At 62.2% G+C, this 25,989-nt stretch carries 26 protein-coding genes and 1 pseudogene; 17 read left to right on the top strand and 10 right to left on the bottom strand.

Translation table 11 applies throughout. The features are described 5' to 3' along the window. Nucleotides 1-3 precede the first annotated feature (3 nt). Nucleotides 4-1,536, bottom strand: a complete 1,533-nt coding sequence (locus NKJ80_RS08985; protein ID WP_023672781.1) for an acyl-CoA carboxylase subunit beta — start codon at nt 1,534-1,536, stop codon at nt 4-6. Nucleotides 1,537-1,943: 407 nt separating this feature from the next. Between NKJ80_RS08985 and NKJ80_RS08980 the strand changes: the two genes are divergently transcribed. Next, nucleotides 1,944-3,380, top strand: coding sequence for a DEAD/DEAH box helicase (locus NKJ80_RS08980; RefSeq protein ID WP_023672782.1), 1,437 nt, complete (start codon nt 1,944-1,946; stop codon nt 3,378-3,380). Nucleotides 3,381-3,473: 93 nt separating this feature from the next. Here NKJ80_RS08980 and NKJ80_RS08975 read toward each other — a convergent pair whose 3' ends face one another. Next, on the bottom strand, nt 3,474-4,454 hold the full coding sequence (locus tag NKJ80_RS08975) for an alpha/beta hydrolase (protein WP_023672783.1): 981 nt from the start codon (nt 4,452-4,454) through the stop codon (nt 3,474-3,476). A 70-nt stretch (nt 4,455-4,524) separates the two neighbouring features. After that, entirely contained in the window at nt 4,525-5,346 is an 822-nt protein-coding gene (locus tag NKJ80_RS08970; RefSeq protein ID WP_023672784.1) for an SDR family oxidoreductase, read from the bottom strand. A gap of 214 nt (nt 5,347-5,560) precedes the next feature. Here NKJ80_RS08970 and NKJ80_RS08965 point away from each other — a divergent pair, with 214 nt between their 5' ends. The 6 genes and pseudogenes from NKJ80_RS08965 to NKJ80_RS08940 all read left to right on the top strand — a co-directional run bounded on the left by NKJ80_RS08965 (nt 5,561) and on the right by NKJ80_RS08940 (nt 9,562). Next, complete coding sequence (locus NKJ80_RS08965; protein ID WP_023672785.1) at nt 5,561-6,595, top strand: cysteine synthase A; 1,035 nt, start codon at nt 5,561-5,563, stop codon at nt 6,593-6,595. Next, a complete protein-coding gene (locus NKJ80_RS08960) occupies nt 6,595-7,338 on the top strand; it encodes an alanyl-tRNA editing protein (RefSeq protein WP_352497453.1) in 744 nt (247 codons plus the stop codon). The genes NKJ80_RS08965 and NKJ80_RS08960 overlap by 1 nt, the downstream gene beginning before the upstream one ends. 95 nt (nt 7,339-7,433) lie before the next feature. Further along, entirely contained in the window at nt 7,434-8,285 is an 852-nt protein-coding gene (gene sseA, locus NKJ80_RS08955) for a 3-mercaptopyruvate sulfurtransferase (protein WP_023710546.1), read from the top strand. 5 nt (nt 8,286-8,290) lie between these two features. After that, a complete protein-coding gene (locus NKJ80_RS08950) occupies nt 8,291-8,854 on the top strand; it encodes a GNAT family N-acetyltransferase (protein WP_023682574.1) in 564 nt (187 codons plus the stop codon). Nucleotides 8,855-8,873: 19 nt separating this feature from the next. Continuing rightward, nucleotides 8,874-8,978: pseudogene (locus NKJ80_RS08945) on the top strand (OmpA family protein); the annotation flags it as partial. Between the two features lie 116 nt (nt 8,979-9,094). Beyond that, on the top strand, nt 9,095-9,562 hold the full coding sequence (locus NKJ80_RS08940; RefSeq protein WP_023688434.1) for a DUF1203 domain-containing protein: 468 nt from the start codon (nt 9,095-9,097) through the stop codon (nt 9,560-9,562). Between the two features lie 391 nt (nt 9,563-9,953). On the opposite strand, the gene NKJ80_RS08935 is transcribed toward NKJ80_RS08940, so the two are convergent. Together NKJ80_RS08935 and ald are read right to left on the bottom strand one after the other, a co-directional pair. After that, the gene (locus NKJ80_RS08935; protein WP_031215728.1) at nt 9,954-11,234 is read right to left on the bottom strand and encodes an outer membrane protein; all 1,281 of its coding nucleotides are present in this window, start codon (nt 11,232-11,234) and stop codon (nt 9,954-9,956) included. A 206-nt stretch (nt 11,235-11,440) separates the two neighbouring features. Then, on the bottom strand, nt 11,441-12,556 hold the full coding sequence (gene ald, locus NKJ80_RS08930; RefSeq protein WP_023688436.1) for an alanine dehydrogenase: 1,116 nt from the start codon (nt 12,554-12,556) through the stop codon (nt 11,441-11,443). Between the two features lie 155 nt (nt 12,557-12,711). Here ald and NKJ80_RS08925 point away from each other — a divergent pair, with 155 nt between their 5' ends. Next, nucleotides 12,712-13,185: an Lrp/AsnC family transcriptional regulator gene (locus NKJ80_RS08925; protein WP_023668897.1), complete on the top strand. Its 474-nt coding sequence runs from the start codon at nt 12,712-12,714 to the stop codon at nt 13,183-13,185. Here the strand turns inward: NKJ80_RS08925 and NKJ80_RS08920 are convergent. Further along, nucleotides 13,182-13,595, bottom strand: a complete 414-nt coding sequence (locus NKJ80_RS08920; protein ID WP_352497452.1) for a hypothetical protein — start codon at nt 13,593-13,595, stop codon at nt 13,182-13,184. The genes NKJ80_RS08925 and NKJ80_RS08920 overlap by 4 nt on opposite strands. A 78-nt stretch (nt 13,596-13,673) precedes the next feature. After that, nucleotides 13,674-14,357: a 5-formyltetrahydrofolate cyclo-ligase gene (locus NKJ80_RS08915; RefSeq protein ID WP_352497451.1), complete on the bottom strand. Its 684-nt coding sequence runs from the start codon at nt 14,355-14,357 to the stop codon at nt 13,674-13,676. Between the two features lie 179 nt (nt 14,358-14,536). On the opposite strand from NKJ80_RS08915, the gene NKJ80_RS08910 reads away from it, so the two are divergent. After that, the gene (locus NKJ80_RS08910) at nt 14,537-15,802 is read left to right on the top strand and encodes an NAD(P)/FAD-dependent oxidoreductase (protein ID WP_023816023.1); all 1,266 of its coding nucleotides are present in this window, start codon (nt 14,537-14,539) and stop codon (nt 15,800-15,802) included. A 141-nt stretch (nt 15,803-15,943) separates the two neighbouring features. Beyond that, a complete protein-coding gene (locus tag NKJ80_RS08905; protein WP_352497450.1) occupies nt 15,944-17,923 on the top strand; it encodes a bifunctional 2',3'-cyclic-nucleotide 2'-phosphodiesterase/3'-nucleotidase in 1,980 nt (659 codons plus the stop codon). A 60-nt stretch (nt 17,924-17,983) separates the two neighbouring features. Here NKJ80_RS08905 and NKJ80_RS08900 read toward each other — a convergent pair whose 3' ends face one another. Further along, the gene (locus NKJ80_RS08900) at nt 17,984-19,234 is read right to left on the bottom strand and encodes an SAM-dependent methyltransferase (protein WP_023688439.1); all 1,251 of its coding nucleotides are present in this window, start codon (nt 19,232-19,234) and stop codon (nt 17,984-17,986) included. A gap of 260 nt (nt 19,235-19,494) precedes the next feature. Here NKJ80_RS08900 and NKJ80_RS08895 point away from each other — a divergent pair, with 260 nt between their 5' ends. From NKJ80_RS08895 to NKJ80_RS08870, 6 genes are all read left to right on the top strand, one after another. Continuing rightward, a complete protein-coding gene (locus NKJ80_RS08895) occupies nt 19,495-19,629 on the top strand; it encodes a hypothetical protein (RefSeq protein ID WP_023688440.1) in 135 nt (44 codons plus the stop codon). A gap of 114 nt (nt 19,630-19,743) precedes the next feature. Beyond that, the gene (locus NKJ80_RS08890) at nt 19,744-20,034 is read left to right on the top strand and encodes a Dabb family protein (RefSeq protein ID WP_023696086.1); all 291 of its coding nucleotides are present in this window, start codon (nt 19,744-19,746) and stop codon (nt 20,032-20,034) included. 55 nt (nt 20,035-20,089) lie between these two features. Beyond that, nucleotides 20,090-20,962, top strand: coding sequence for a VOC family protein (locus NKJ80_RS08885; RefSeq protein WP_023688442.1), 873 nt, complete (start codon nt 20,090-20,092; stop codon nt 20,960-20,962). After that, a complete protein-coding gene (gene kdsA, locus NKJ80_RS08880; protein WP_031196594.1) occupies nt 20,959-21,837 on the top strand; it encodes a 3-deoxy-8-phosphooctulonate synthase in 879 nt (292 codons plus the stop codon). The genes NKJ80_RS08885 and kdsA overlap by 4 nt, the downstream gene beginning before the upstream one ends. 97 nt (nt 21,838-21,934) lie before the next feature. Next, the gene (locus NKJ80_RS08875) at nt 21,935-22,138 is read left to right on the top strand and encodes a dodecin family protein (protein ID WP_023668908.1); all 204 of its coding nucleotides are present in this window, start codon (nt 21,935-21,937) and stop codon (nt 22,136-22,138) included. An 81-nt stretch (nt 22,139-22,219) separates the two neighbouring features. After that, the gene (locus NKJ80_RS08870) at nt 22,220-22,585 is read left to right on the top strand and encodes a PRC-barrel domain-containing protein (protein WP_023688443.1); all 366 of its coding nucleotides are present in this window, start codon (nt 22,220-22,222) and stop codon (nt 22,583-22,585) included. A 77-nt stretch (nt 22,586-22,662) separates the two neighbouring features. On the opposite strand, the gene NKJ80_RS08865 is transcribed toward NKJ80_RS08870, so the two are convergent. Together NKJ80_RS08865 and NKJ80_RS08860 are read right to left on the bottom strand one after the other, a co-directional pair. Beyond that, complete coding sequence (locus tag NKJ80_RS08865) at nt 22,663-22,785, bottom strand: hypothetical protein (protein WP_023688444.1); 123 nt, start codon at nt 22,783-22,785, stop codon at nt 22,663-22,665. Between the two features lie 109 nt (nt 22,786-22,894). After that, entirely contained in the window at nt 22,895-24,475 is a 1,581-nt protein-coding gene (locus tag NKJ80_RS08860) for a glycoside hydrolase family 19 protein (protein WP_352497449.1), read from the bottom strand. Between the two features lie 103 nt (nt 24,476-24,578). Between NKJ80_RS08860 and eno the strand changes: the two genes are divergently transcribed. Continuing rightward, nucleotides 24,579-25,853, top strand: coding sequence for a phosphopyruvate hydratase (gene eno / locus NKJ80_RS08855; protein WP_352497448.1), 1,275 nt, complete (start codon nt 24,579-24,581; stop codon nt 25,851-25,853). Nucleotides 25,854-25,989 lie beyond the last annotated feature (136 nt).

The following is a 25,989-nucleotide window of genomic DNA, read 5'->3' as shown; positions in this document are numbered from 1 at the left end:
ATGTTACAACGGGATGTTGTCGTGCTTCTTCCAGGGGTTCTGCATGTCCTTGTTGCGCAGCATCCTCAGCGCGCGGGCAATACGGCGGCGGGTCGAGTGCGGCATGATCACTTCGTCGATATAGCCGCGCTCGGCGGCGACGAAGGGCGACAGGAAGCGGTCTTCGTAAGCCTTTGTGTGGGCTGCGATCTTCTCGGCGTCGCCGATGTCCTTGCGGTAGATGATCTCGACCGCGCCTCTCGCCCCCATCACCGCGATCTGCGCCGTCGGCCAGGCATAGTTCATGTCGCCGCGCAGATGTTTTGAGGCCATCACGTCATAGGCGCCGCCATAGGCTTTGCGGGTGATGACGGTGATCTTCGGCACGGTCGCCTCGGCATAGGCGAACAGCAGTTTTGCGCCGTGCTTGATCAAGCCGCCATATTCCTGCGCGGTGCCGGGCAGGAAGCCGGGGACATCGACGAAGGTGACGATCGGGATGGAGAAACAGTCGCAGAAGCGCACGAAGCGCGCCGCCTTGCGGCTGGCGTCGGAATCGAGCACGCCGGCCAGCACCATCGGCTGGTTGGCGACGAAGCCGACGGTGCGGCCTTCGACGCGGCCAAAGCCGGTGACGATATTCTTGGCAAAGTTCTGCTGGATCTCGAAGAAATCGCCTTCGTCGGCAACTTTGAGGATCAGCTCCTTGATGTCGTACGGCTTGTTGGCGTTGTCGGGGATCAGCCGATCGAGTGACATGTCATGGTCGGTGACCGACTGGTAGCATTCGATCTCGGGAAGCTCCGACGTATTTGACGCGGGCAAAAGATCCACTAGCCGGCGCATCTGCAACAGCGCCTCGACGTCATTGTCGTAGGCGCCGTCGGCGATCGAGGATTTCGTAGTGTGGACGGACGCGCCGCCAAGGCTCTCGGCCGTCACCGTCTCGTTGGTGACGGTTTTCACCACATCCGGCCCGGTGACGAACATGTAGGAGGTGTCGCGCACCATGAAGATGAAGTCGGTCATCGCCGGCGAATAGACGTCGCCGCCGGCGCACGGGCCCATGATCACGGAAATCTGCGGAATGACGCCGGATGCCAGCACGTTGCGCTGGAAGATTTCGGCATAACCGCCAAGGGCCGCCACGCCTTCCTGGATGCGGGCGCCCCCGGCGTCGTAGATGCCGATGATCGGCGCGCGGTTGCGCAGCGCCATCTCCTGCACCTTGATGACCTTTTCGGCATGCGCCTCCGACAGCGAACCGCCGAACACGGTAAAATCCTTGGCGAAGAGGTAGACCGGACGGCCGTTGACGGTGCCCCAGCCGGTGACGACGCCGTCGCCGGCGATCTTGGTCTTCTCCATGCCGAAGTCGGTCGAGCGATGCTCGACATACATGTCGAACTCCTCGAACGAGCCTTCGTCGAGAAAGACCTCGGTACGTTCGCGCGCCGTCAGCTTGCCCTTCTTGTGCTGGGCGTCGATGCGGGCCTGGCCGCCACCCATGCGGGCGATCTCGCGGCGGCGCTCGAGTTCCTTCAGCACGTCCTTCATCGCTCGGTCTCCAGAAATGGCAGCTGCATTTGTGGTAATGATGCCTGCAGGCGTGTGCAAGCGCCGCTTTCGGCCTCGATTATTGCGCTGCAACATGTGGCCCCTTGCATTCCGGAGCGAACTCAGCCATATGCAGCCCATAGGCGCTTGGGCCGGAGATTCCGGCCTTCTCGACAAATGAGACTGGTTGCGTCTGTTTTCCCTCTTTCCGGTATATCGGCCTCTCTTTCCGATACATCACGAAGTGGCGAAAGAGCCCCGTGGCATGACGCCTGCGGGCACGACAGCGCAGCCGAGTGGACGTTACCGTCCGCCCGCCTTGTCGTTTCATAGCAAATTTTTCGACGGCAGGTTGCGCCCTGCCGCCATCGATGTTTGCGGCCAAGACCGCGTGAAAGAAGACTATTTTGACCAACGAAAACACCTCAGCCGGTAACGCAATCTCGACCGGCACCACTGCGGACCTTACCGGTTTCGCAGCTCTTGGGATCACCGGCGCGCTGCTCAAGGCGACGCATGGCGCCGGCTTCACCGAGCCGAAGCCGATCCAGACGCAGGCGATCCCGCCGCAGATGGAAGGCCGTGATATCTTCGGCATCGCCCAGACCGGCTCCGGCAAGACCGCGGCCTTCGCGCTGCCGATCCTGTCGAAGATCATCGCGCTCGGCACCAAGCGCCGGGCCAAGACCACCCGTGCGCTGATCCTGGCGCCGACGCGCGAACTCGCCGTCCAGATCGAGGACACCATCAAGATCCTCGCCAAGGGCGCACATGTCTCAACCGCTCTCGTGCTTGGCGGCGTCTCGCGCTTCAGCCAGGTGAAGAAGGTTGCGCCCGGCGTCGACATCCTGATCGCCACGCCCGGCCGCCTGACCGACCTGGTGCGCGAGGGCGACCTGATCCTTTCCGACACCAAATGGCTGGTGCTCGACGAGGGCGACCGCATGCTCGACATGGGCTTCATCAACGACGTCAAGCGGATCGCCAAGGCGACCGCGCCCGACCGTCAGACGGTGCTGTTCTCGGCCACCATGCCCAATGAAATCGCCGAACTGGCGAAGGGCCTGTTGAAGAACCCGATCCGCGTCGAAGTCGCGCCGCAGAGCACCGCTGCTGCCGAAATCGTGCAGGGCGTTGTCTTTGCCCGCACCAAGCAGAAGCGCCAGGTGCTGTCGACGATGCTCGCCGACGAAGCGATGAAGTCCGTCATCATCTTCTCGCGCACCAAGCATGGCGCCGACCGGGTGACCAAGGACCTCGAGCGCGACGGCTTCAAGGCCGCCGTCATCCACGGCAACAAGTCGCAGAACGCCCGCCAGAAGGCGCTCAACGATTTCCGCGAGGGCTCGGTGCGCATTCTTGTGGCGACCGATATCGCGGCGCGCGGCATCGACGTCCCCGGCATCAGCCATGTGGTGAATTTCGATCTGCCGGATGAGGCCGAAAGCTATGTCCACCGCATCGGCCGTACCGGCCGTAACGGCATGGACGGCATCGCCATCACGCTTTGCGATCCTTCCGAAAACAGCAAGCTGCGTCAGGTCGAGCGCATCATCCGCAGCAAGCTGCCGATCGTTGCCGACCATCTCGGCAGCCCGGATCCGGTGCGCAATCCGGCCGAAAAGAACGAGCGCTTCGAGCCCGCCAACGATCGCAACGACCGCAATGGCCGTCGCGACGGCAGGCGGCCCGGTGGCCAGAACAACGGCTTCGCCAAGAAGCGTTTTGGTGACAAGCCGGCCTTTGCGGGTGCAAGCGAGCGCAAGCCGGAAGGCGCCAAGGCCTTCAAGGGCAACAACAAGCGCCGCTTCGGCGGCAAGCGGCCCGCGGCGCGGGCTGCGTGATCAGACGAACCGGTCAGGCTCGTCGAGCCTGGCTTGATTGCTGACGATTGTATATGAGGACGGCCGGGGCAATGCTTCGGCCGTCCTTTTCGTTTAGGGCTGCCCGGTAATTGCCTTGACCCAGACGACGATCCGCTGCGCCAGGAAAGCCGTGGTCGAGGGCGACAGCGCGTCGCCGGCAATGACGTGGTCGTCGGGATCGCCATTGTCGTCGACGGGCACCAGTTCATGCGGTGCACCCCAGCGGCCGGCGATTTCGCGGGTGCGATCCTGGCGCACCACCTTGTCGGAATCCGAGAAGATGAACAGCGCCGGTATGGTTGCCTTCTCCACAGGCGCTGCGTAGGCAAGGTTGGTCAGCGCCGCCATCGGTAGCACGGCCGCCATTGGATAGGTGTGCGTCCAGAATTTCTCGTGCAGCGCGTTGCGGGTCGGAAAGCTGCGCTCCTTGCCGCCGACGAACTCGGCGATCTGCCTGCCCCAGGGCATGGTCAGCAGCTCGGCGCCTGAAGCCCTGATGCCAAAATTCGGCGAGATGAATGCGATTGCAGCGACGCCGTCCGATGCGCCAGGCTCAGTCGCCGCCCATGCCGCCAGCGAGCCACCGGTCGAGGTGCCGACGACGATCACCTTGTCGCCGATGGCCCGGCCGATGGCGAGCGCCTCCTCATAGTCATTGATCCAGGCATTGACGCTGCCTTGCGCCATAGCGGCGCCGTCCTGCCCATGACCGGTGAGGCGGGTGTAGAAAAGGTTGGCGTCGAGTTGGTCGGCGACCTCGTCGGCCAGCGGGCGAACCTCGCCCTTCGATGCCGAAAAGCCATGGATATAGACGATCGCCAATGGCGTCCTGGCGTGAACCATCGGATCGGCCCAGATGATTTCTTTCTCGAGCCCGTCGCGGACTTTGGGCACGGCAGCCTCTTCGCGCGCGACATACGCTTGCGGGTCGTCGCCGATCACTTTGTCATCGAAATGGATCGTGGTGTCGACGGGAACGCGCGGACCAAGCAGGAAGGCCAGGACAAGGATGATGACGACGCCCAGCACCGCAAGCACGATCCGTCGCCCCATCTCAGACACCACAACAATTCTAAAGCCTATGGCGGCCGGTGCAGTCAGGCAACAGCCGGGCTGTGGACAGCTATTCGTTCGGCGGCTTGCGGTCGAAATTCAGCGGCCGCCCTGTCCAGCGGGTCGCCGTGCTGATGAACCACCGGCAGACTGGCCTTGGCAGCAGTGCCAGCAGCTTCAGCCCCCAGCTCAGCCGGTGAGGGAAGGTAACCTCGAAGCCGCCATGCTCGATGCCGCGCAGCATGCGTCGCGAGGCGCGGTTGACCGGCATCAGTCCCGGCATCGGCAGCATGTTCTTTTCGGTCAACGGCGTGTCGATGAAGCCCGGATTCATCACCTGGATGCGGACATTCATCTTGTCGAAATCGTATTTCAGCGACTCGGCCAGGATGTTGATCGCCGCCTTCGAGCCGCCATAGGCCGCCGTGGTCGGCCAGCCGAAATAGGCGGTGACCGACCCGACAAGCACGATATGGCCGCGCGCACGGATGCGCATGCGCTCCATGAGTGGGACGAGGCCATTGATGATACCGAAATAGTTGACCTCGAAGGTCTGGCGAAAGTCGCGGACCCTGAGGTCTTCGCCGGGCGTGGCGATGTAGTTGCCGGCGTTGAAGACGGCGAGCACGATCGGGCCGAGCTCCTTTTCGATCGCCGCCACCGTGCTTGCCATGCGCGGCTCATCGGTGACGTCGCAAGGGTAGGCGACGACACGTCCCGGCATCTGCGCAGTCTCGACGATGAGCGCGTCGAGTGGGTCGCCGTCGAGTGCGGTGACCGCGACGACAAAGCCCTTTGCCGCGAGGTCCTTTGCCAGCGCACGGCCGATGCCGCTGCTGCCGCCGGTTATCCAGGCGACGCCGTGCTTCGGGTTGGCCCGGTAAAGTGTCATTCTGCGCCCTGCCGATCTGTCATTAGTGCTCTAGCGGTGAAAAAATCGAATGAAAAGAGCGCTTTTCCGTACTGGTTGAAATGATCGTCATCGCGCGTTGTCCGGCCGCGGGAGATTGCAGTGCCCGAAATGCGACTGGACCAGGCGAATTCTTGCCTTGAAACGCAAGCTTCGGGTTTCTAGGGTCTCGCCGCAGCTACATAAGGAATCCCGGATGCCCCGTTCTGTGATCGAAGCGATCGGCAACACGCCCCTGATCCGCCTCAACAAGGCCTCGGAGCAGACCGGCTGCGAAATCCTGGGCAAGGCCGAGTTCATGAACCCCGGCCAGTCGGTCAAGGATCGCGCAGGCCTGTTCATCATCCGCGACGCCGAACAGCGCGGGCTGTTGAAGCCGGGCGGGGTCATCGTCGAAGGCACGGCAGGCAATACCGGCATCGGCCTGACGCTGGTTGCCAAGGCGCTGGGCTATCGCACAGTGATCGTTATTCCCGACACCCAGAGCCAGGAAAAGAAGGACACGATCAAGCTGCTTGGCGCCGAGCTGATCGAGGTGCCGGCGGTGCCTTACAAGAACCCCAACAATTACGTGAAACTGTCGGGGCGGTTGGCCGAGCAGATGGCGAGGTCGGAGCCGAACGGCGCGATCTGGGCCAACCAGTTCGACAACGTTGCCAATCGCGACGGCCATATCCGCACCACGGCGGAAGAAATCTGGACGCAGACCGGCGGCAAGGTCGACGGTTTCGTCTCGGCGGTGGGTTCGGGCGGAACGCTGGCCGGCGTCGCATTCGGGCTGAAGGCCAGGAGCAGCAACGTCAAGATCGCGCTCGCCGATCCGCTAGGTGCGGCGCTCTATTCCTTCTACACGAGTGGCGAATTGAAGTCCGACGGCAGCTCGATCACCGAAGGGATAGGGCAGGGGCGCATCACGGCAAATCTCGATGGGTTCACGCCGGACTTCTCGTTCCAGGTGCCGGACGAGGAAGCGCTGCCGATCGTCTTCGACCTGATCCAGGAAGAAGGCCTGTGCGTCGGCGGTTCGACCGGCATCAACATTGCCGGCGCGATACGGCTGGCGCGCGAGCTTGGCCCCGGCCACACCATCGTGACCATCCTTGCCGACTATGGCACGCGCTACCAGTCGAAGCTGTTCAACCCGGAATTCCTGCGCGAGAAGAACCTGCCGGTGCCGGGCTGGATGGATGAGCGCAGCACAATTCCGGTGCCGTATGAGAAGGTCGCCTGATGGCGCACAGAACAGAAGCGCTGTTTCGCGACGACGCCTATCTCAGAGCGGCTGACGCCACTGTTGTCGCCATCAACGAGCGCGGCGGCATCATTCTCGACCGGACCATCTTCTATGCCACATCGGGCGGCCAGCCTGGCGATACCGGCACATTAGAGCGCGCCGACGGCAGCCGCATCGCCATTGCCGCCACCATCACCGGCGAGACCAAGGACGAGATCATCCATGTGCCGGCGCCGGAGCAACCGGCACCCGAGGTCGGCGAGCGGGTGAAACTCGCCATCGGCTGGGAGCGGCGGCATCTCCTGATGCGCATGCACGCAGCTTGCCATTTGCTCACCGTAGTCTGTCCGTTTCCGATTACCGGTGCTGCGGTTTCCGAAGATGACAGCCGCGTCGACTTCGACGCTCCCGATGCCGGCTTCACCAGGGAAGACGTCACCGCCGGGCTGATGGAACTGGTGCGAGCCGATCATCCGATCTTCATCAGGCTGATCACCGACGAGGAACTGGCAGCCAATCCTGGCCTGGTGAAATCCAAGAATGTCCGGCCGCCCGCCGGCACCGGCAAGATCCGCCTGGTCTGCATCGGCGACAACGCTTCGATCGACAGCCAGCCCTGCGGCGGCACCCATGTCAAAAGCACCGGCGAAGTCGGTGAAATCCATATCGGCAAGATCGAGAAGAAGGGCCGCGAAAACCGGCGTTTTCGCATTCGCTTCGGACCGCCGCCGGTAGCTTGAACGAACCATGATCCCGAAAAGTGGAAGCCGGTTTTCGGGGACGATCATGGTCAACAGGAAGCAATGCCTCGCCAAGGCGGAGCAGGAGAAGAACAATGGCCGATGACAGCCCTTTCACCGTCGATGCGGACTGGTTGCAGAGCCGTCTTGGCGAGCCCGGCCTGACGATCGTCGATGCATCCTGGTATCTGCCGGCGCAGAAGCGCGATGCGCGCGCCGAGTATGAGGCTGCGCATATTCCGGGCGCGCGATTCTTCGATCATGATGCGGCCTCCGATCCTGATGCCAAGCTGCCGCACACGCTGCCCTCGCCACAGCATTTCGCGCAATATGTCGGCGCCATGGGAATTTCGGCCGACGACACCATTGTCGTCTATGACGGTCCGGGTTTCTTCTCGGCGCCGCGCGCCTGGTGGATGTTCCGCGTCATGGGCGTGTTCCAGGTCTATGTGCTCGACGGCGGCTTCGACCGCTGGAAGGCGGCGGGCCGGCCGGTGACGGCGGAGCCGACCAAGATCGCGCCGAATGTGTTTCATGCCGATTTCGATGCCGCTCGCGTCGCCAGCCTTGCCGACATGCGCCGCATCGTCGAGACTGGCGAGAGCCAGATTGCGGACGCCCGAGGCGCGGGCCGCTTCACCGGCGCCGAGCCAGAGCCCCGCGCGGGTGTTCGCTCCGGCCACATGCCCGGCGCGCACAATTTGCCTTATTCGGCGCTGTCACAGGATGGCGCGCTGTTGTCGAAGGACCAGTTGCGCAAGGCCGTTGAGGATGCCGGTATCGATCTGTCGAAACCGGTCGTCACCTCTTGCGGTTCCGGCATAACTGCGGCTGTGGTCACTCTGGCGCTGGAGACGCTCAGTCACACCGACAACCGACTCTATGACGGCTCATGGACGGAATGGGGCGGGCTGGCAGACACGCCCGTGGTGACGGGCAAGGGATGATGGCGATGGAAAACGGCGCGCTGGACGACATCGAGGTCACCGTCACGTTTCTGGAAATGCATGTGCCGCCGGCCTATTCGCCGCCCTTGCCCTACAACAGGCAGATTGCGCTGCTCAGGACCAAGGACATTCCGCTGCATTTCTACCGTTATCTGATGGATCGGGTCGGGCGCAAATGGCATTGGGTTAATGTGCTGAGGCTGGACGATGACGAGCTTGCCGCCGGCATCCACCGCGAGGACCGCGACATCAGGGTGCTTTATCTCGACGGCGCGCCGGCCGGGTTCTTCGACCTCAAGCCGCATTTGCCAGAGGAAGTCGAACTCGCTTATTTCGGCATGATGGAACATGCGACCGGGCAAGGCATCGGCCGTTGGTTCCTCGGTGCGGCGATCGCCGCAGCATGGTCGTATGGGCCGAAACGGGTGACGGTGCAGACCTGCACGCTCGACCATCCGGCTGCCTTGCCGCTCTACCAGAAGCTCGGTTTTGCGCCGGTGGCGCAAAAGAAGGAGACCGTGCATCCGCTGTCGTTCGCCGAGCGCTCGGCCAGCGTCATGCGGCCGTGACTTTCTCCGACTGAAGGCCGAACCGACCGTTCATGGCGAGGAATTCCTGCTCGTGCGGACCCAGGACGAGAAGTGGCGCAATCGCCGGGTGACGCTGCGCCGCTTCGACGATTTCATCCACTGATCAAGCCAGGGTTCTGAGCAGTCCGGCTTGAAATGGCCGGCAGCCTTGGCAGGAATCGGGTGGGAAGCACCTATGCGGCGGCATATTTTCCGGTCAACGACACCGGAGATTCAGCCATGACCGTTCACTTCAAAGCCTTGCCGACTGAAGATGTGAGAGCGCTGCAGCGCGGCGGGGCGGACGCCTATGGCCAAACGCCTGAGCGGAAGGTTTCAGATGGCGACGGGGTGCCGTGCCGGCATTGCCTGAGAAACGTCGCCGAAGGCGATGGCTATCTGATCATGGCCTATCGGCCGTTTCCGGCGTTGCAGCCTTACGCCGAGACAGGACCGATCTTCCTGCATGCGCAGGAATGCGAACGCGCAGCCGAGACGGAAGCGCTTCCAGAGATGCTTGACAGCAGCGACTATATCGTGCGCGGCTATGGTGCGGATGACCGCATCGTCTATGGCAGCGGCGGCGTCATTCCGACTGGCGGCATTGCGGCGCGGGCAGAGACGCTGTTTGAGCGCGCTGACATCGCCTATGTCCACGTCCGCTCGGCGCGCAACAATTGTTATCAGTGCCGCATCGAGCGTTTCTGACAAAAAGATGCCCGCCGGTGGTCTGGCGGGCAGTTGGGAACCGTGTGACGGCACGAGCCGTCAAGTTGGCAGCTCTGTCTGCGCATGCTTTTCGAATGGCGGATGTGAAGCACTTCACACAGCACCGCGATCGTCGCCGGCCATGGCGACTCACGCCGATGCCGGTTGGGACTTGTCGTACTCCCGTCGCATTCTCGCGCTAAAAGACCAGCGTCGATGGATTGCCGACCGCGGATGAACCGGCGGGGATCTCGATGACCGAGGAAGCGGGGCTTTGGCTCCGCTTTTTTGTTGTCCGCCAGCCTGTTCAATTCCGGCGCCAGGAATTTTGCGCAAAGAAAAAGCCCGCCGGAATTGACCGACGGGCTTCGACCGTTGCCGGAGCGGCTTTTTAGTTGAATTTATACTTCGCGCCGAGGCGAACGGTCTGGAAGGAAGGCTCGTCGGTGAGGAAGCCGCCCGACCCGAAATCCTCTTTCTCATACTGCGAATAGCGGTATTCGAGACCAAGCGTCATGTTGCTGGAAACGGCCGTTTCCAGGCCGCCGCCGACCGAGAAGCCGCTCGAGCCCCAGTCGATGATGTCGCCAACGGGCGAGGAGGCATGCAGGTCGAAATGCTGCCAGCTGTAACCGCCGAGGACATAGGCCAGCGTCGATTCGTTGACCTTGGCGCCGATGCGGGCCAGGGCATCGAAGCCATAGTCGGCATCGCCTTTGATCGACCCACCCGGAATGTCCAGCTTCGAGCGTATGCCGGAATAGCGGGCGTCGACCAGAACGCCGGCGACCCAGCCGCCGAAATCATGGTCGTAACCGATGCTCGCCTCGCCGAACACGCCTTCGCCGCCGATGCCATCCAATTCGAGGGCGCTGGCGAGCGTCAGGTCATGCACCACGGTGCCGGCACCAAGCGCGCCGCCGACATAGAAGCCGGTCCAGTTGTAGGTCGGGGCAGCAAACGAGGCACCGCCGCCATTCTGGGCGCCGAAGCGGTAGTTGGCCGCGATGTGGAAGGTGTGGCTGGACGGCTCGACATCCAGAGAGGTTCCCGGGCCGCCGATAATGCCGAGGTCAGCCACCGAGTCGTCGCCATAGTTGGCGTAGCGGTACTCGGTCTTAATCGTCCAGTTGCCGCGCAGCACGGTTTCCATGCCGACGCCGAGAACATAGCCGCCACGATCCTCGGTAAACTCAAGCCCGTCCAAACCTCCGGACCCTTCCAGCTTGAAATGATTCCAGGTGTAGCCGCCGAGCACATAGCCGAGCGTATCGGGGTTCAAGAGATAGCCGGCGCGCAAGCCGACGTCGAAGCCATAAGCGTTCGTCAGGTCGATATCAGCGCCCGGAAGGCTGATCGACGGACCGATATTCCCGATGTTGGCGTCGATGAAGCCGCCGAGCAGGAAGCGTTCAGAGACCATGTAGTCGTAGCCGGCGGTGATTTCGCCAAACACGCCGTTGCCGCCGATGCCGTTGAAGTCGATCACCGGGTCGACGCTGATGCGGTGCACGGTGGCGCCGAAGCCGCCGCCGATGCCGACATAGGCGCCGCTCCAGTTGAAGCCGGCAGGTTCTTCCACCGGCTGCACAACATCGGCGGCATGCGCTACCGATATCAAAGCCATTGCCGAAACGGCGCCGAGAAGAACGGATTTAGCAGAAATGAACATTTTAGCCCCTTAGCATAGAACAAACCCGTCCGTGTTCTAACAGGCTGCTCGCTAATATTGGAATGACAAAAATGCCACATCGATAGGCAAAAGTGCTGTCGTGAGGGCTGCGCCTTGCCCTGGAGCGGGCGTTTTGCGGTCTTGGTAGCCAAGAAAAACCCGCCGGCACAACCGGCGGGTGAGGGAGGCAAAAATGCCAGGTCTGGTCAGGCCGCCAGAACCACTTTCGGTTCGACCAGCTCATAGCCGAGTGCTTCGGCGACGGCGCGATTGGTGATCTTGCCCCTGTGGACATTGAGGCCGTTGCGCAAATGGTGGTCGTCGACCAGCGCCTTCAGGCCCTTGTCGGCCAGCTGCAGGCCATAATGCAGCGTCGCGTTGTTGAGCGCGTGCGCCGAGGTCACCGGCACGGCGCCCGGCATATTGGCGACGCAGTAATGGATCACGCCGTCGACCTCATAGGTCGGCTCGGCATGGGTGGTGGCGTGCGAAGTCTCGAAGCAGCCGCCCTGGTCGATAGCGACGTCGACCAGCACCGAGCCCTTCTTCATGCCCGACAGCATTTCGCGGGTCACCAGCTTGGGTGCAGCAGCACCCGGGATGAGCACGGCGCCGACGACGATGTCGGCCGAGAAGCATTCTTCCTCAAGCGCCTCGACTGTGGAGTAGCGGGTGTGGACGCGGCCTGTAAAGAGGTCGTCCAGCTGGCGCAGGCGCGGGATCGAGCGGTCGATGATGGTGACGTCGGCGCCGAGGCCGACCGCCATGCGGGCGGCATGCAGGCCGACGACGCCGCCGCCGAGCACCGTGACCTTGCCGGGCAGTACGCCGGGCACGCCGCCGAGCAGCACGCCGCGGCCACCATTGGCCTTCTGCAGCGCGGTCGCGCCGGCCTGGATCGACAGGCGGCCGGCAACTTCCGACATCGGCGCCAAGAGCGGCAGGCCGCCGCGGTCGTCGGTTACGGTCTCATAGGCGATTGCGGTGACGCCGGACGCGAGCAGGCCCTTGGTCTGCTCCGGATCCGGGGCCAGGTGAAGATAGGTGTAGAGGATCTGGCCGTCGCGCAGCTGCGCCCATTCGTTGGGCTGCGGCTCCTTGACCTTGACGATCATGTCGGACTTGGCGAACACGTCGGCGGCGGTCCTGGCGATGGTGGCGCCGGCGGCGCGGTAGGCATTGTCATCGGCGCCGATGCCGGCGCCGGCGCCGCTTTCGACCAGCACTTCATGACCATGCGCGACATATTCGCGGACGGAGCCCGGCGTCAGGCCGACGCGGTATTCGTGGTTCTTGATTTCCTTGGGGCAGCCGACGCGCATAGTCTTCTCCTGATCCGGCCCTTCGGGCTCGTTCCCTGTATCAACCGAGTGAACCACGAATCGTTGCGCAGGTGTTTGCGAATGCGCTTGCGCGGGGTCACGCGTTTCGATAATCGTTGCGCGAAATCAAGGAAATTTCGCAGGAATCACGAGAAATGCCGCTCGACCGGATCGATATCGCCATTCTCGAGGCACTGCAGAAGGATGGCCGCATACCCAATGCGGCGCTCGCCGAAAGGGTCGGCCTGTCGCAGTCGGCCTGTTCGCGCCGGCTCGACAATCTGGAGAAATCCGGCACCATCCGCGGCTATCACGCCCGGCTTTCGAACGCAGCGCTCGGCCACCAGATGACGGCGATCGTGCACATATCGCTGTCGGGACAATTCGAAAAGACGCTGTCGGATTTCGAGGCGGCGATCAAGCGCTGCCCCAATGTGCTGTCCTGCCACCTGATGTCGGGCGAATATGACTATATCCTGCGCATCGCCGCCAAGGACCTGGTCGACTATGAGCGCATCCACAAGGAATGGCTGTCGGCGATGCCGCACGTGACCAAGATCAATTCGTCGTTTGCCCTGCGCGAGATCGTCGATCGCACGGCCATGGGCATGAAGCCGGAACTGGCTTAACGCCAAAGGCATATACGGATGTTCTTTCCGATATAGCACGCGCCTTCGCGGCGAAGTTCTTCCCAACGTTCATCCCCGTGAGTTTCGGGAATGTCCGAGTTCGCATAGCCTGCCCAGATATCACCGTCCTTGTAGACAACCGCCCAGTAATCTTTGGACATTTCGCCAGCGCCACTATGCGGATCAGGATAGTCGATCCCTGCAAAAACTAGCTTGCGTCCCTGGATGTTAAAATCGCCGCCCGTCTCGATTTGATAGGAGCATCTTCCGGATATGCGGGTCTGACCGTCAACAACAAGCAGGCAGCGGCCCCATTTATAACCGCTCGGCAAACGATGCTGTGGTTGCGCATGCGAGGGCGAAAGGGAGAACGCAATTGCAAGGGCAGCCGCTATGGTTCGTCCGATCATCTTGTCATCCGTTGTCGAAACGGTTCTCCGCAGCGTGTTCCTTTTTGAAGATTATTTATCGACCAAGTCGGATTTTTGTCAGGTGACACTGCGCTGCAATACGGCGGAGGCCTCGGTGACGAGCCGGTCCATCGGGATGTCGTGTGGCTGCGGGTAGATGGTGGCTATGCGCTGCAGGTCGTAGCCGACGCCGATGACCAATGGCTTGAACGGCATGGCAGCCAGCGTGCGGTCGAAGAAGCCACCGCCATAGCCCAGGCGGTAGTTTCGCGGGTCGATGCCGACGATCGGCGAGATGACGATGTCGGGCAGCACCGGCTCGCCTTCGGCCGGGATCGGGATGTTCCAGATGCCTTTTTCCAGCCGGTCGCCGGGTACATAAGCGCGGAAGATCAGCGGCTGGCCTTTCTCGATCACGATGGGCAGCGCCGTGCGGCCGCCGCGTTCGTTGATCGACGCCATCCACGGCCGCAGGTCCGGCTCGCCGCGAAACGGCCAATAGAGGCTGACCATGCGGCCGGCAATGTCGCCGATTGCCGCGTCGAGCCCTTCGGCGATAGCCCGCGACATCGCCACCCGCGCATCGGCGGAAACCGCCAACCGTGCCGCGATCAGACGCTCGCGCTCGGCCTTGCGCCAACGGCGCACATCGGTCCAGTCGGTCAATGGCGCGCGAAATTCCGGATCGAGTTCGTGCATGAAGCAAGGTGGCGAAGAATATTGCGCCCGCCCTTTGCCATCTTTGTCATCGTCGTTGGCCATGCTTCACTCCCGTGGTTCCAGCCCCTGCAAGGCTATACCCGTCCATGCTTGCCGACATAGGCATTCGCGACATCCGGCGACGAGTCCTGGGCAGCCTTAAGCGGCAATCTAGCTCGCCCCGACATTGTTGCGGTGCACAAAAATCACTAGATAAAGGGAGACAAACAGGGGTGAATGCGATGAGTGAAACCAGCCATCATGTCGTTGTCGTCGGCGCAGGGTTCGGCGGTCTCGAACTCACCCGGGCGCTGGCCGGCGCACCCGTGCGCATCACCATGATCGACAAGCGCAACCATCACCTTTTCCAGCCGCTGCTCTACCAGGTGGCGACCACCTCGCTGGCGACCTCGGAAGTCGCCTGGCCGATCCGTCATCTGCTGCGCAAGCGCGAGGACGTGACGACCCTGCTCGGCAACGTCACCGGCGTCGACCGTCCAGGCAAACGCGTGCTGCTTGAGGACGGCAGTTCTGTTCCCTACGACACGCTGGTGCTCGCCACCGGCGCGCGTCATGCTTATTTCGGCCACGACGAATGGGAGCCTTTCGCGCCCGGGCTGAAGACGCTTGAAGACGCAACCACCATTCGCCGGCGCATCCTGCTCGCCTTCGAGCAGGCCGAGCGCGAGACCGATCCGGCCAAGCGCCAGGCACTGCTGACACTGGTCATCGTCGGCGGCGGCCCGACCGGCGTGGAGCTTGCCGGCACCATTGTGGAACTCGCGCATGAAACGCTGCGCGGCGAATTCCGCAACATCGACACGCGTGAGGCGCGTGTGGTGCTGGTCGAGGCCGGAGACAGGATCCTAGCCAATTTCGCGCCAAAGCTGTCCGACTATGCCCGCAAGGCGCTGGAGCGGCGGGGCGTCACGGTCGAGCTTGGCCGCGCCGTCACGCGCCTCGATGCCGAAGGCGTCGTCTTTGGCGATACGCATCTGCCGGCGCGAACCATCCTGTGGGCCGCCGGCGTAGCGGCTTCGCCCGCGGGAGAGTGGCTTGGCGCGCCGGTGGACCGGGCGGGCAGGGTTATGGTCGAGCCCGATCTGACCGTGCCGAACAGTCCGGAGATCTTCGTCATCGGCGACACAGCGCATGTCTTGCGGCCGGACGGCAAGCCGGTGCCAGGCGTGGCGCCCTCCGCCAAGCAGGAGGGCAAGCATGTTGCCGCGACGATCAGGGCGCGGCTGGCCGGCGATGGCGCGCCTCGCCCTTTCCGCTACAAACATGCCGGCGACCTGGCGACGATCGGCAAGTGGGCAGCCGCGATCGATTTCGGCTCGATCAAGCTCACGGGATGGCTCGCCTGGTGGCTGTGGGGCGTGGCGCATATCTACTTCCTGATCGGCTTCCGCAACCGGCTGTCGGTGTCGCTTAGCTGGCTATGGATCTATTTCACCGGCCAGCGCAGCGCGCGGCTGATCACCCAGGGCGATGATAACAAGGGCTGAGGTTCTCAACCGCGGCCAAGGATATTCATCCAGCCGTCACCTTTAGCTGATCGACTGACTTCCCGATGGACATGGCCGGTTTTCGGCGCGAAGCTTCCGCTCGGGGCTGGGATCTTGTCACGTCGCTGGGAAGGAAAACCAATGCCGCATCTCAATTACCCCGTCTCCCGCCGTAGTTTTCTTGCCGGTACGGCCGCCAGCGGGGCGCTGATCATGCTCCATCCGTTTTCCGCCCGCGCGCAGGCCAATCAGGCGCATCTGAGGATCATGGAGACCACCGACATCCATGTGAATGTGCTGCCTTACGACTACTACGCAGACAAAGCCAACGACACGATGGGCCTGTCGCGGACGGCCTCACTGATCGCGGCGGTGCGCAAGGAAGCCACCAATGCGATGCTGATCGACAATGGCGATCTTTTGCAGGGCAATCCGATGGGCGATTACATCGCCTATGAAAAGGGCCTCAAGGAAGGCGATCTGCATCCGATCATGAAGGGCATGAACCTGCTGGGCTATGAATGCTCGACGCTCGGCAATCACGAGTTCAATTACGGCCTGTCGTTCCTCGACAAGGTGCTGGCCGGAGCCAATTTCCCCTTCGTCTGCGCCAATCTGATCCGCGGCACCGAGCTTGCCGCCAAACCGCGCGACGACAAGCTCTACCTCAAGCCCTATGTCATCCTCGACAAGAAGATCAAGGACGGGTCGGGCGTCGAGCAGCCGATCAAGATCGGCATCATCGGCTTCGTGCCGCCGCAGATCATGGTCTGGGACCTGAAGAACCTGGAAGGCAATGTCAGGACGCGCGACATCGTCGAGGCGGCCAGGGCATGGGTGCCGCAGATCAAGGAGGAGGGCGCCGACATCGTCATCGCGCTCTCGCATTCCGGCATCGATATCAAGCAGGGCGACGGCATGGAGAACGCCTCCTTCTTCGTCGCCGGCGTCGAAGGCATCGATGCGGTGTTCACCGGCCATCAGCATTTGGTCTTCCCCGGCAAGAAGGATTTTCAGGCGCTCGATGGCGTCGACACCGAGAAAGGCACGCTGCAGGGCAAGCCCGCCGTGATGGGCGGTTTCTGGGGCTCGCATATGGGACTGATCGATCTGCTTCTGGAACGGGACGGATCGAAATGGCGCGTAGCCTCGGCCACATCTGAGGCAAGGCCGATCTACGAGCGCGTCGACAAGGCAAACAAGCCGACGGTGGCGGACGACCAGCGCGTCGTCGATGCGCTGAAGGCGGACCATGAGGCGACACTTGCCTATGTCCGCCGACCGGTCGGCAAGACCTCGGCGCCGCTCTATTCCTATTTCGCGCTGGTCGCCGACGATCCGTCGGTGCAGATCGTCAACCAGGCGCAGAGCTGGTACCTCAAGGACATATTGAAGAGCACGCAGTGGAAGGATGTGCCGCTGCTGTCGGCGGCAGCACCCTTCAAGGCCGGCGGGCGCAACGGCGCCGACTACTATACCGACGTGCCGGTGGGCGACATCGCCATCAAGAACGTCGCCGACCTCTATCTCTATCCGAACACGGTGCGCGCCGTCGAAATCACCGGCGCGCAAGTGAAGGAATGGCTGGAAATGTCGGCCGGCATTTTCAGGAAGATCGAGCCGGGCAAGGCCGACCAGGCGCTCATCGACACCGAATTCCCGTCCTACAATTTCGATGTGATCGATGGCGTCAGCTACGGAATAGACCTGTCGCAGCTGCCGAAATACGATGCCAAGGGTGGCGTCGCCAATGCCGGCTCGAACCGCATCGTCGGCCTCAGCTTCGACGGCAAGCCTATTGATCCGGCAGCGAAATTCGTCGTCGCCACCAACAATTACCGCGCCGGCGGTGGCGGCAATTTCCCCGACATCAATGCCTCGAAGATCATCTACGAGGCGCCGGACACCAACCGCGACGTGATCGTGCGCTACGTCGTCAGCGAAGGCACGATCAATCCCTCGGCCGACGACAATTGGTCGTTCACGCCGCTGCCCGGCACCAGCGTCGTGTTCGAGACCGGCCCCAAAGCGAAGGATTTTATATCGGGAGTGAAATCGCTCAAGATCGAGCCGGCCGGCGAGGGCGAATCCGGGTTTGCGAAGTATCGCATCCTGCTTTGAGGCAACGTGCAGCTAACAGGGAAAACGAGCGGGCATACGCCCGCTCAATCACGCTTCGGATCAGGCTTTGTAGACCACTTGGCGCACGTCGATGTAGCTGGCTCTAAAGCCGGCTTCGCAATAGTGGAGATAAAATTCCCAAAGCTTCTTGAAGCGGTCGTCGAAGCCGAGCGGGACGATCTTTTCCCACGACGCCCAGAAGCGGTTGCGCCATTCGGCAAGCGTGCGGGCATAGTCGTCCGGAAAGACGCGCTCGCGCAGATGGGCAAGGCCATGGTCGCTGCCCAGCGTCTTCAGGATCGACGGCGTCGGCAGCATGCCGCCTGGGAAGACATAGCGCTGGATGAAATCCGGCCTCGCCCGATAGGTGTCGTAGGCGGCCTCGTTGATGGTGATGATCTGCAGGCCGGCGGTGCCGCCGGGCCTCAAGCACGCCTTCATCTTGCCGAAAAATACCGGCCAATATTTTTCGCCGACCGCCTCGAACATCTCGATCGAGGCGATGCGGTCGTAAGTGCCCGTTTCGTCTCGGTAATCCTGCAGCTTGATGTCGACCTTGTCAGACAGTCCCGCCTTCTGGATGCGCGCCTTGGCGAAATCGTGCTGTTCGCGGCTGATGGTCAGGCCGGTGACGCGGCAGCCGATCTCGCGCGCGGCAAATTCGGCAAAACCGCCCCAGCCGCAGCCGATCTCGAGCACATGGTCCTTCTTGCCGATGCCGGTATCCTTGGCCAGCGCGCGGTATTTGGCGGCCTGAGCGCTTTCCAGGTCGTTGGCGCCGGTCGCATAGAGCGCCGACGAATAGGTCATGCTGGGATCGAGCCATTGCTTGTAGAAGGCGTTGCCGAGATCGTAATGCGCCGAGATGTTGCGCTTCGAGCCGGTGCGGGTGTTTTCGTTGAACCAGTGGCGGATGCGCTGGACCGTGTTGATGAGCCAGTTGGCGCCGCCGGCAATGCGTTCCCCAACGGCCGAGTTGACGACGAACAGTTCGAGGAAGCTGGTTACATCAGGGCTTTCCCAGTCGCCGTCCATGTAGGATTCGGCAACGCCGATGGTGCCGCCGGAAAAGGCACGGCCGGGCAGGCGCCAGTTCTTCAACACCAGCTCGGCATCCGGCCCGGGTCCGTTGCCGCCGACAAGCACCGCCCGGCCATCCGGCATCCTCACCTTCAGCGAACCGCGCGGCAATTTCATCGCCGCCGACAGCACCATGCGCGCCTTGGCCGGCAGGCCCTTGACCATCTCGGCGAAATTGAGTTCGTCCAGCCTGATGGCGTCGCCGAAGCCTTTGTATTCCCTGACAGCCATCTCACACCCCCCCTGGACTTCCGCGGGGGCGGCGCAAGATCTGCCGGCCTCCACATCCTCCACTTTCATTCGCCATGCGCGAACGCCGTAGCCTGCGTGAATTTTCCCCACAATCTTCCATGGCATTGGCCGAAACTTCAAGAGGCAAGCTTCGTGCGGCGCTGGCCCAGCTTGCCGGCCTGAGGCCAGAATCCGCGGGAGAGCGCGGCCCTCGGCGAAATCGCTATGGTTACGAACAGCCACATACGTTAGTTTCAGCCATGCGTTATGTCATCGTCATCGTCGCCATCGCCTTTTTCCTGATCTGGGACGGCCTCTACAATCAGGGCCGCTATCTCGACACGACGGTCAGGGAGATGTCGCGCGTCGTGCGCTACGTCACCGGCAAAGCCTAGCTTTTTGCGCCTCTGCAAAGTCGCCTGCCGGCATTGCCGGGCGCGACATCGTGGCGGTTGACGCGACGGTCCCGCTCACACAAAACATGCCGCAAATCGAACGTGGAGGCAGGCGTGATCCGGCATATCGTTTTCTTCAGCGCGCGGCGCAAGGACGATGTCGAGGCCGTGCGCACGGGCTTGCTCACACTGGGCAAGATCCCGCATTCAAGCCTCTTCGAGGTGACGCTCAACACCAAGGTCGATCCGCTGTCGGATGCGATCGACGTGGTCGTCTATGCCGAGTTCGAGGACGATGCCGCGCTTGCCGCATACAAGGCGCACCCGCTCTATGCCGAGACGACCAGCCGGGTCAAACCCTTGCGCGAATTGCGCTATTCGGCCGATATCGTGGCGACGGCCTGATCGGGCCGGCAAGAGGCCTTGAACCAATTTCGGGAATGATGCACACCGCGCCGGCATGACCAGCACGACCCATCCGCTTGACCATCTGGTGCTGCCGACGGCGAGCCTCGCCGTGGCGCGGGCGCGGCTGACATCGCTTGGCTTCATCGTCGCGCCAACCGGCGTTCATCCCTTCGGCACCGAAAATTGCTGCGTCTTCCTTGCCGACGGCACCTATCTCGAACCGCTGGCGGTTGGGAATGAACAGGTGGCAGCGAGTGCGATCGCCGGCGGCAATGTCTTTGTCGCCCGCGACCGGCTCTATCGCGCCAGCCTGGGCGATGAGGGCTTTTCCGCCGTGGTGCTGGCCACCGATGATGCCGATGCGGATCATGCGCGCTATGTCTCGGCCGGTCTGTCGGCGGGGGACGTGCTGAGCTTTTCCCGCGCCTTCACCGACACGGCCGGAAAGAGCGACATGGCCTCGTTCAAACTGGCTTTCGCCGCCGGCGCCGAGACGATGGACGCCTTTCTGTTCGCTTGCGAGCGGATCAACGCCCCTCAAATCGACCGTACGGCACTGCAGGCCCATGCCAACGGCGTGACCGGCATTGCTGAAATCGTCGCGGTCAGCGGCGTGCCATCCGAAAAGCGCCACCTGATCGAGACAGCGACGGGTTCGAGGCAGAGGAGCAGCACGGCGTTCGACCTGGCGAACGCGCGTTTGAGCGTTCTCAAGCCCGCGGCTTTCGCTGAGCGCTTCGGCATGTCGGCTGGCGCGCCGACGGACCTTCGCTTCGCCGCGATCGTCTTTTCGGCCCGCAGTGTCGGCGCTGTCGCGAGGCTGCTTGCAGACAACGCCGTCGGGCACGATATAGCGGGCAACGAAATCGTCGTGCAGCCGGCATCCGGACAGGGCGCGGCTTTCATCTTCCGGGAGACCCCATGAGCAAGCCGCAAGGGCCCAATTCGCTGGCGCCGAATTCGTCGGTAACCGTCGGCAACGTCGTCTTCGACAACAGCGGGCCCTTGGCGTTGATCGCCGGCCCGTGCCAGTTCGAATCGCGCCAGCACGCTTTCGACATGGCCGGCGCGCTGAAGGAACTGACCGGCAAGCTCGGCATCGGCCTCGTCTACAAGACCAGCTACGACAAGGCCAACCGCACCTCGCTGTCGGCAACGCGCGGCGCCGGCATGGACGCGGCGCTTCCGGTGTTCGACGAGTTGCGCAAGGCGTTTTCGCTTCCCATTCTGACCGATGTCCACACCGAGGAGCAGTGCGCGATCGTCGCACACCATGTCGATGTGCTGCAGATTCCGGCCTTCCTGTCGCGCCAGACCGACATGCTGGTCGCCGCCGCCAAGACCGGCAAGGTGATCAACGTCAAGAAGGGGCAATTCCTGGCGCCTTGGGATATGAAGAACGTGGTGGCCAAGATCACCGGTTCGGGCAACCTCAATGTGCTGACCACCGAGCGCGGCGCGTCTTTCGGCTACAACACGCTGGTGTCGGACATGCGGGCTTTGCCTGTGATGGCCGAGATCGGCGCGCCGGTGATTTTCGACGCCACCCATTCGGTGCAGCAGCCGGGCGGGCAGGGCGGTTCCTCCGGTGGTGAGCGCCGCTTTGTCGAGACGCTGGCGCGGGCTGCCGTTGCCGTCGGCGTCGCCGGCGTGTTCATAGAGACCCACCAGGATCCCGACAATTCGACCTCCTCCGACGGGCCCAACATGCTGCCGCTGAAGGACATGCCGGCGCTGCTCGAAAGACTGATGGCATTCGACCGCATCGCCAAGAATGCTGCTGACCTGAACCGAGGCTGATGGTTTCGGCTATGGCGCGCGCGCTGCCCTGCTTGTGGAAGGCATAAGCCGGCTGTAGGCTCGCTCCTGCAAATGAGCGTCTTGGCAGGAGGAAGCCATGTCCGTCGCCCGCGTCACCGAAATCACGTCGTCGTCGAAAAAGAGCTTTCAGGACGCCATCGAGAAGGGGATTGAGCGCGCATCCAAAACCCTGAAGAACGTCGAAGGCGCTTGGATCCAGGACCAGAAGATCGTCGTCGAGGACGGCAGGATCGCGGCGTATCGCGTCAACATGAAGGTGACGTTCATCCTCGCGGAGTAACCGCCCGCTCGAAAAAACGGGAACTTTCGCCCGCGCACCTCATTGTCAAAGTATAGATCAATGACATGAGGAGCATCAGCCATGACCACCCAAACAGGCCACACCGAAGCAATCGCCGCTTCGCGCGTCATCGGCACGTCGGTCTACAACACCGAGGGCACGAGCATCGGCAGCATCGAGGACATCATGCTCGACAAGACGTCGAACGGCATCATGTTCGCGGTGATCGGGTTCGGTGGATTTCTCGGCATTGGCGAGATGTATCACGCCATTCCGTGGGCGAGCCTCGACTATGACGAGGACAAGGGCGGCTATGTCGTGCCGTTCTCGAAGGAGCAGCTGAAGGCAGCACCCGCCTATTCGATCAATGAACTGGCCGGCGCCGATGGCGAGGCCGCACGTGATGCTTCCTATGATTACTACAAGGTCACGCCGTATTGGCATTGATCAGCTGCGCTGACGCCTGACGTGAAAAGGCCCCCGAATTCCGAAACGGGGGCCTTTTCAGTGTAACCCGACAGTTTCTATTCTGCTGCGTAAAGCGTGGACAGCTGCGTCGCCGCCTTTGGCGGCTGCTGCGTATCGCACGACGTCAGGAACGCCGCCGCGATCAGGAACAAACTCACGATACCGCTCAACTCGGACATGGCGAAACTCCTCCTGTTTCGCCCCGCGCATCACCATCCTAATCGACACATAGATTGTTATCTCTGAATTATGATGACGTGGTGTTGTCGAACGTGATCCGAGGCATGCTCAGCCGAGGAGTCCGGCATTCTTCACCGCCTTGAAAACCTTTTCATGCCAGGCGATCCGATCCGCTTCGCCATTGGCCGGCGTGGTGGAATTGGCGTTGCCGACGTTGATCGCGCGCGAGATCTTTTTAATCAGGCCGGCATCGGCAAAGGCATTGCAGCCTGACCCTTTCCATTCGGCGCAAGCTGCGAGCAGCGAAATCTGCGGATCCTCGATCAGTTCAGGATGATTGGCGAGGTCGACCTTGGCGAGCTTGCCCTTGGCCGTGTACGCGTCGCGCCCGGTGGTCTGGAACGTGCCGCCGCCGCGGAAATTGAAGCCGTCCAACGTTCCTTTCACATTGCCCATGCGGCCGCCATAGGCCCAGTCGCCCAGGGCTTGTGGCTTGCGCAGCAGGTTGTCCTCGATCCACTGATCGGTCTTGCCCGCGGCTCGCGACCTCCATGCGTTCCGGATTGCCGCCACGGTCGTGTAGGTCAGGGATTCGCGAACGAGGGTGAAGCCACCGGTTTCCATCGCCGCTTGAGCGAAGAAATGCATCAGCCGATCATAGTTGTTGCACACGCCATGATCGCCAATTGTCTTGAGGCCTTTGTCGGAGGTAAAGGCGCCGATGTAACCGTCATAGATTGTTCGCTTGGAACCGCTTGCCGGTCTCGGCGCGAATTTCTGGAAGACCGCTGCTGGCAAACCCTTGTTCGGATCGCCCGCAACGGCTTCGAGCACGCTCTCGACACTCTCGGTCGACAGCACCGGTTCGCCTTCGACGACCACCGAAGCATTGGGAATTCGCTTGCCGTTGCTTTTCGGGAAGCCACCGCCGGCAAAGGTTTTCAGATCGTCGATGAGGGCGATTACGCGTGTCCGGCTCTCCGTGAAATCCATGTCGGAAAGCGGACCGCTCACCTTCTTCGTCGGGTTGATGCATCCGACGCTGGACAGGAAATTGACGCCCGGATGGATCAGGATTTCGGTGCGCTTGTTGGTCTTCAGCAGTTCGAGTCCAGGTTTGGGTGGCGTCTTGGCGCCAGTGTAGCCGATCGTCACATATTTGCCTCCGGCCTGTGTCGCCAGCGGATAGGTGCCGGGCTCGATGCGCCTGCCATTGTCTTCTTTGGAATTGTCGCCTGGGCCGCGAGATTCACACACGAACCCCGATAGACCCGTTACTGCCGTGCCGTTGTGGAAGACTTTATAGGTACCAACCGTCCTGCGTCTGGTGCCCCTCATATGCTCGACTTTGCGGCTAATAAGAAGTTCCCAGCCAGTGCCTGAAATCGCTGCCATTGCCGCCTCCCCAAAGAGTTCAAGTGTGTTGATTTCACTGTGGTCGCCAAATAGTTCGCGTTGTAGATGTGACGCTAACATCTTCGAATTCTCTGCATTGTGAAGTTTGTCACGTTGGCGGTAGCCTCTTTTGAAGCATCTGCTGGAGTTTGCGTGCCGCCTGGTATTTTGTGATAAGGGATTGCCGCGATCAAAGGGGAGGGGCACCCGCCCCATGCGGCGCCAGACATATGACGTCAGGGCGGGCTGTTTGCGTTCAGATGGCGTCGCCCATGCCCCACGGCCTGAGCGCATGGGGCGATCGTCACTATTATTTCATGCCATTCCTGATTGCCTTTTGCGGCACTTTGGCTAAGAGGGGCGCGACGCTTTCAATCGATCAATCGGGGACATCGCAATGACCGCCATCATCGACATTGTCGGGCGTGAAATCCTGGACAGCCGTGGAAATCCGACCGTCGAGGTCGACGTCGTTCTCGAAGACGGCTCGATGGGCCGCGCCGCGGTGCCGTCCGGCGCGTCGACCGGCGCGCATGAGGCCGTCGAACTGCGCGACGGTGGCGCCCGCTATCTCGGCAAGGGCGTGCTCAAGGCGGTCGAGGCCGTCAATGGCGAGCTGTTCGAGGCGATCGGCGGCATGGAAGCCGAAAACCAGATCCACATCGACCAGACCATGATCGAGCTCGACGGCACGCCCAACAAGAGCCGGCTCGGCGCCAACGCCATTCTCGGCGTTTCGCTGGCGGTCGCCAAGGCAGCAGCGGAAGCCGCCGGCCTGCCACTCTACCGCTATGTCGGCGGCACCAAGGCGCATTTGCTGCCGGTGCCCATGATGAACATCATCAATGGCGGCGCGCATGCCGACAATCCGATCGATTTCCAGGAATTCATGATCCTGCCGGTCGGCGCGCCGACGCTGCGCGAAGGCGTGCGCTGGGGCTCGGAAATCTTCCACACGTTGCGCAAGAAGCTCAAGGATGCCGGCCACAACACCAATGTCGGCGACGAAGGCGGCTTCGCGCCCAATCTGAAGAGTGCGCCGGTGGCGCTCGGTTTCATCATGGAATCGATCGAGAAGGCCGGCTTCAAGCCGGGCGAGGAGATCGCGCTTGGTCTCGACTGTGCGGCGACCGAATTCTTCAAGGACGGCAATTACGTCTATGAGGGCGAGAAGAGGACCCGCGATCCCAAGGCGCAGGCCAAGTACCTGGCCAAGCTTGCCGCCGACTATCCGATCATCTCGATCGAGGACGGCCTGGCCGAGGACGACTGGGAGGGCTGGAAGTACCTGACCGACCTGATCGGCAACAAGACGCAGCTGGTTGGCGACGACCTCTTCGTCACCAACACGGCGCGGCTGCGCGACGGCATCCGCATGGGTGTCGCCAATTCGATCCTGGTCAAGGTCAACCAGATCGGCTCGCTTACCGAAACGCTCGACGCTGTCGAGACCGCGCATAAGGCAGGCTACACCGCAGTCATGTCGCACCGTTCGGGCGAAACCGAGGATTCGACCATCGCCGACCTCGCCGTCGCCACCAATTGCGGGCAGATCAAGACCGGTTCGCTGTCGCGCTCGGATCGCATGGCCAAGTACAACCAGCTGATCCGCATCGAGGAAGAGCTCGGCAAGCAGGCGCGCTACGCTGGCAAGTCGGTGGTCAAAGCCTAAATTCTGCCGAACTGGCGAAAACGATGGAAGGGCGGGATTTTCCCGCCCTTTTTCGTTGCGGCCGCTGGCTAATGCACCTGTCCGTAACCGTCCATTAAGCACAATCGAGCGACAAATGGCGGTCAAAGGATTGCGA

This window comes from Mesorhizobium sp. M0030 (assembly GCF_040323695.1).
Classification (GTDB): Bacteria; Pseudomonadota; Alphaproteobacteria; order Rhizobiales; family Rhizobiaceae; genus Mesorhizobium.
The sequence above is the reverse complement of the archived record's forward strand: the minus strand, read 5'-3'. Positions and strand labels throughout refer to the sequence as shown.

Bases quoted from the DNA above. Each gene is read 5' to 3' on its own strand.
- eno (WP_352497448.1), top strand. From the start codon at position 24,579: ATGACCGCCATCATCGACATTGTCGGGCGTGAAATCCTGGACAGCCGT.
- NKJ80_RS08860 (WP_352497449.1), bottom strand. From the start codon at position 24,475: ATGCGCTCAGGCCGTGGGGCATGGGCGACGCCATCTGAACGCAAACAG.
- NKJ80_RS08970 (WP_023672784.1), bottom strand. From the start codon at position 5,346: ATGACACTTTACCGGGCCAACCCGAAGCACGGCGTCGCCTGGATAACC.
- NKJ80_RS08870 (WP_023688443.1), top strand. From the start codon at position 22,220: ATGACCACCCAAACAGGCCACACCGAAGCAATCGCCGCTTCGCGCGTC.
- ald (WP_023688436.1), bottom strand. From the start codon at position 12,556: ATGCGCGTCGGCTGCCCCAAGGAAATCAAGAACCACGAATACCGCGTC.
- NKJ80_RS08965 (WP_023672785.1), top strand. From the start codon at position 5,561: ATGCCCCGTTCTGTGATCGAAGCGATCGGCAACACGCCCCTGATCCGC.
- NKJ80_RS08935 (WP_031215728.1), bottom strand. From the start codon at position 11,234: ATGTTCATTTCTGCTAAATCCGTTCTTCTCGGCGCCGTTTCGGCAATG.
- NKJ80_RS08915 (WP_352497451.1), bottom strand. From the start codon at position 14,357: ATGGCCAACGACGATGACAAAGATGGCAAAGGGCGGGCGCAATATTCT.
- NKJ80_RS08975 (WP_023672783.1), bottom strand. From the start codon at position 4,454: ATGGGGCGACGGATCGTGCTTGCGGTGCTGGGCGTCGTCATCATCCTT.
- NKJ80_RS08960 (WP_352497453.1), top strand. From the start codon at position 6,595: ATGGCGCACAGAACAGAAGCGCTGTTTCGCGACGACGCCTATCTCAGA.
- NKJ80_RS08950 (WP_023682574.1), top strand. From the start codon at position 8,291: ATGGAAAACGGCGCGCTGGACGACATCGAGGTCACCGTCACGTTTCTG.
- NKJ80_RS08985 (WP_023672781.1), bottom strand. From the start codon at position 1,536: ATGAAGGACGTGCTGAAGGAACTCGAGCGCCGCCGCGAGATCGCCCGC.
- NKJ80_RS08925 (WP_023668897.1), top strand. From the start codon at position 12,712: ATGCCGCTCGACCGGATCGATATCGCCATTCTCGAGGCACTGCAGAAG.
- NKJ80_RS08875 (WP_023668908.1), top strand. From the start codon at position 21,935: ATGTCCGTCGCCCGCGTCACCGAAATCACGTCGTCGTCGAAAAAGAGC.
- NKJ80_RS08900 (WP_023688439.1), bottom strand. From the start codon at position 19,234: ATGGCTGTCAGGGAATACAAAGGCTTCGGCGACGCCATCAGGCTGGAC.
- NKJ80_RS08920 (WP_352497452.1), bottom strand. From the start codon at position 13,595: ATGATCGGACGAACCATAGCGGCTGCCCTTGCAATTGCGTTCTCCCTT.
- NKJ80_RS08905 (WP_352497450.1), top strand. From the start codon at position 15,944: ATGCCGCATCTCAATTACCCCGTCTCCCGCCGTAGTTTTCTTGCCGGT.
- NKJ80_RS08865 (WP_023688444.1), bottom strand. From the start codon at position 22,785: ATGTCCGAGTTGAGCGGTATCGTGAGTTTGTTCCTGATCGCGGCGGCG.
- NKJ80_RS08885 (WP_023688442.1), top strand. From the start codon at position 20,090: ATGACCAGCACGACCCATCCGCTTGACCATCTGGTGCTGCCGACGGCG.
- NKJ80_RS08940 (WP_023688434.1), top strand. From the start codon at position 9,095: ATGACCGTTCACTTCAAAGCCTTGCCGACTGAAGATGTGAGAGCGCTG.
- sseA (WP_023710546.1), top strand. From the start codon at position 7,434: ATGGCCGATGACAGCCCTTTCACCGTCGATGCGGACTGGTTGCAGAGC.
- NKJ80_RS08895 (WP_023688440.1), top strand. From the start codon at position 19,495: ATGCGTTATGTCATCGTCATCGTCGCCATCGCCTTTTTCCTGATCTGG.
- NKJ80_RS08910 (WP_023816023.1), top strand. From the start codon at position 14,537: ATGAGTGAAACCAGCCATCATGTCGTTGTCGTCGGCGCAGGGTTCGGC.
- kdsA (WP_031196594.1), top strand. From the start codon at position 20,959: ATGAGCAAGCCGCAAGGGCCCAATTCGCTGGCGCCGAATTCGTCGGTA.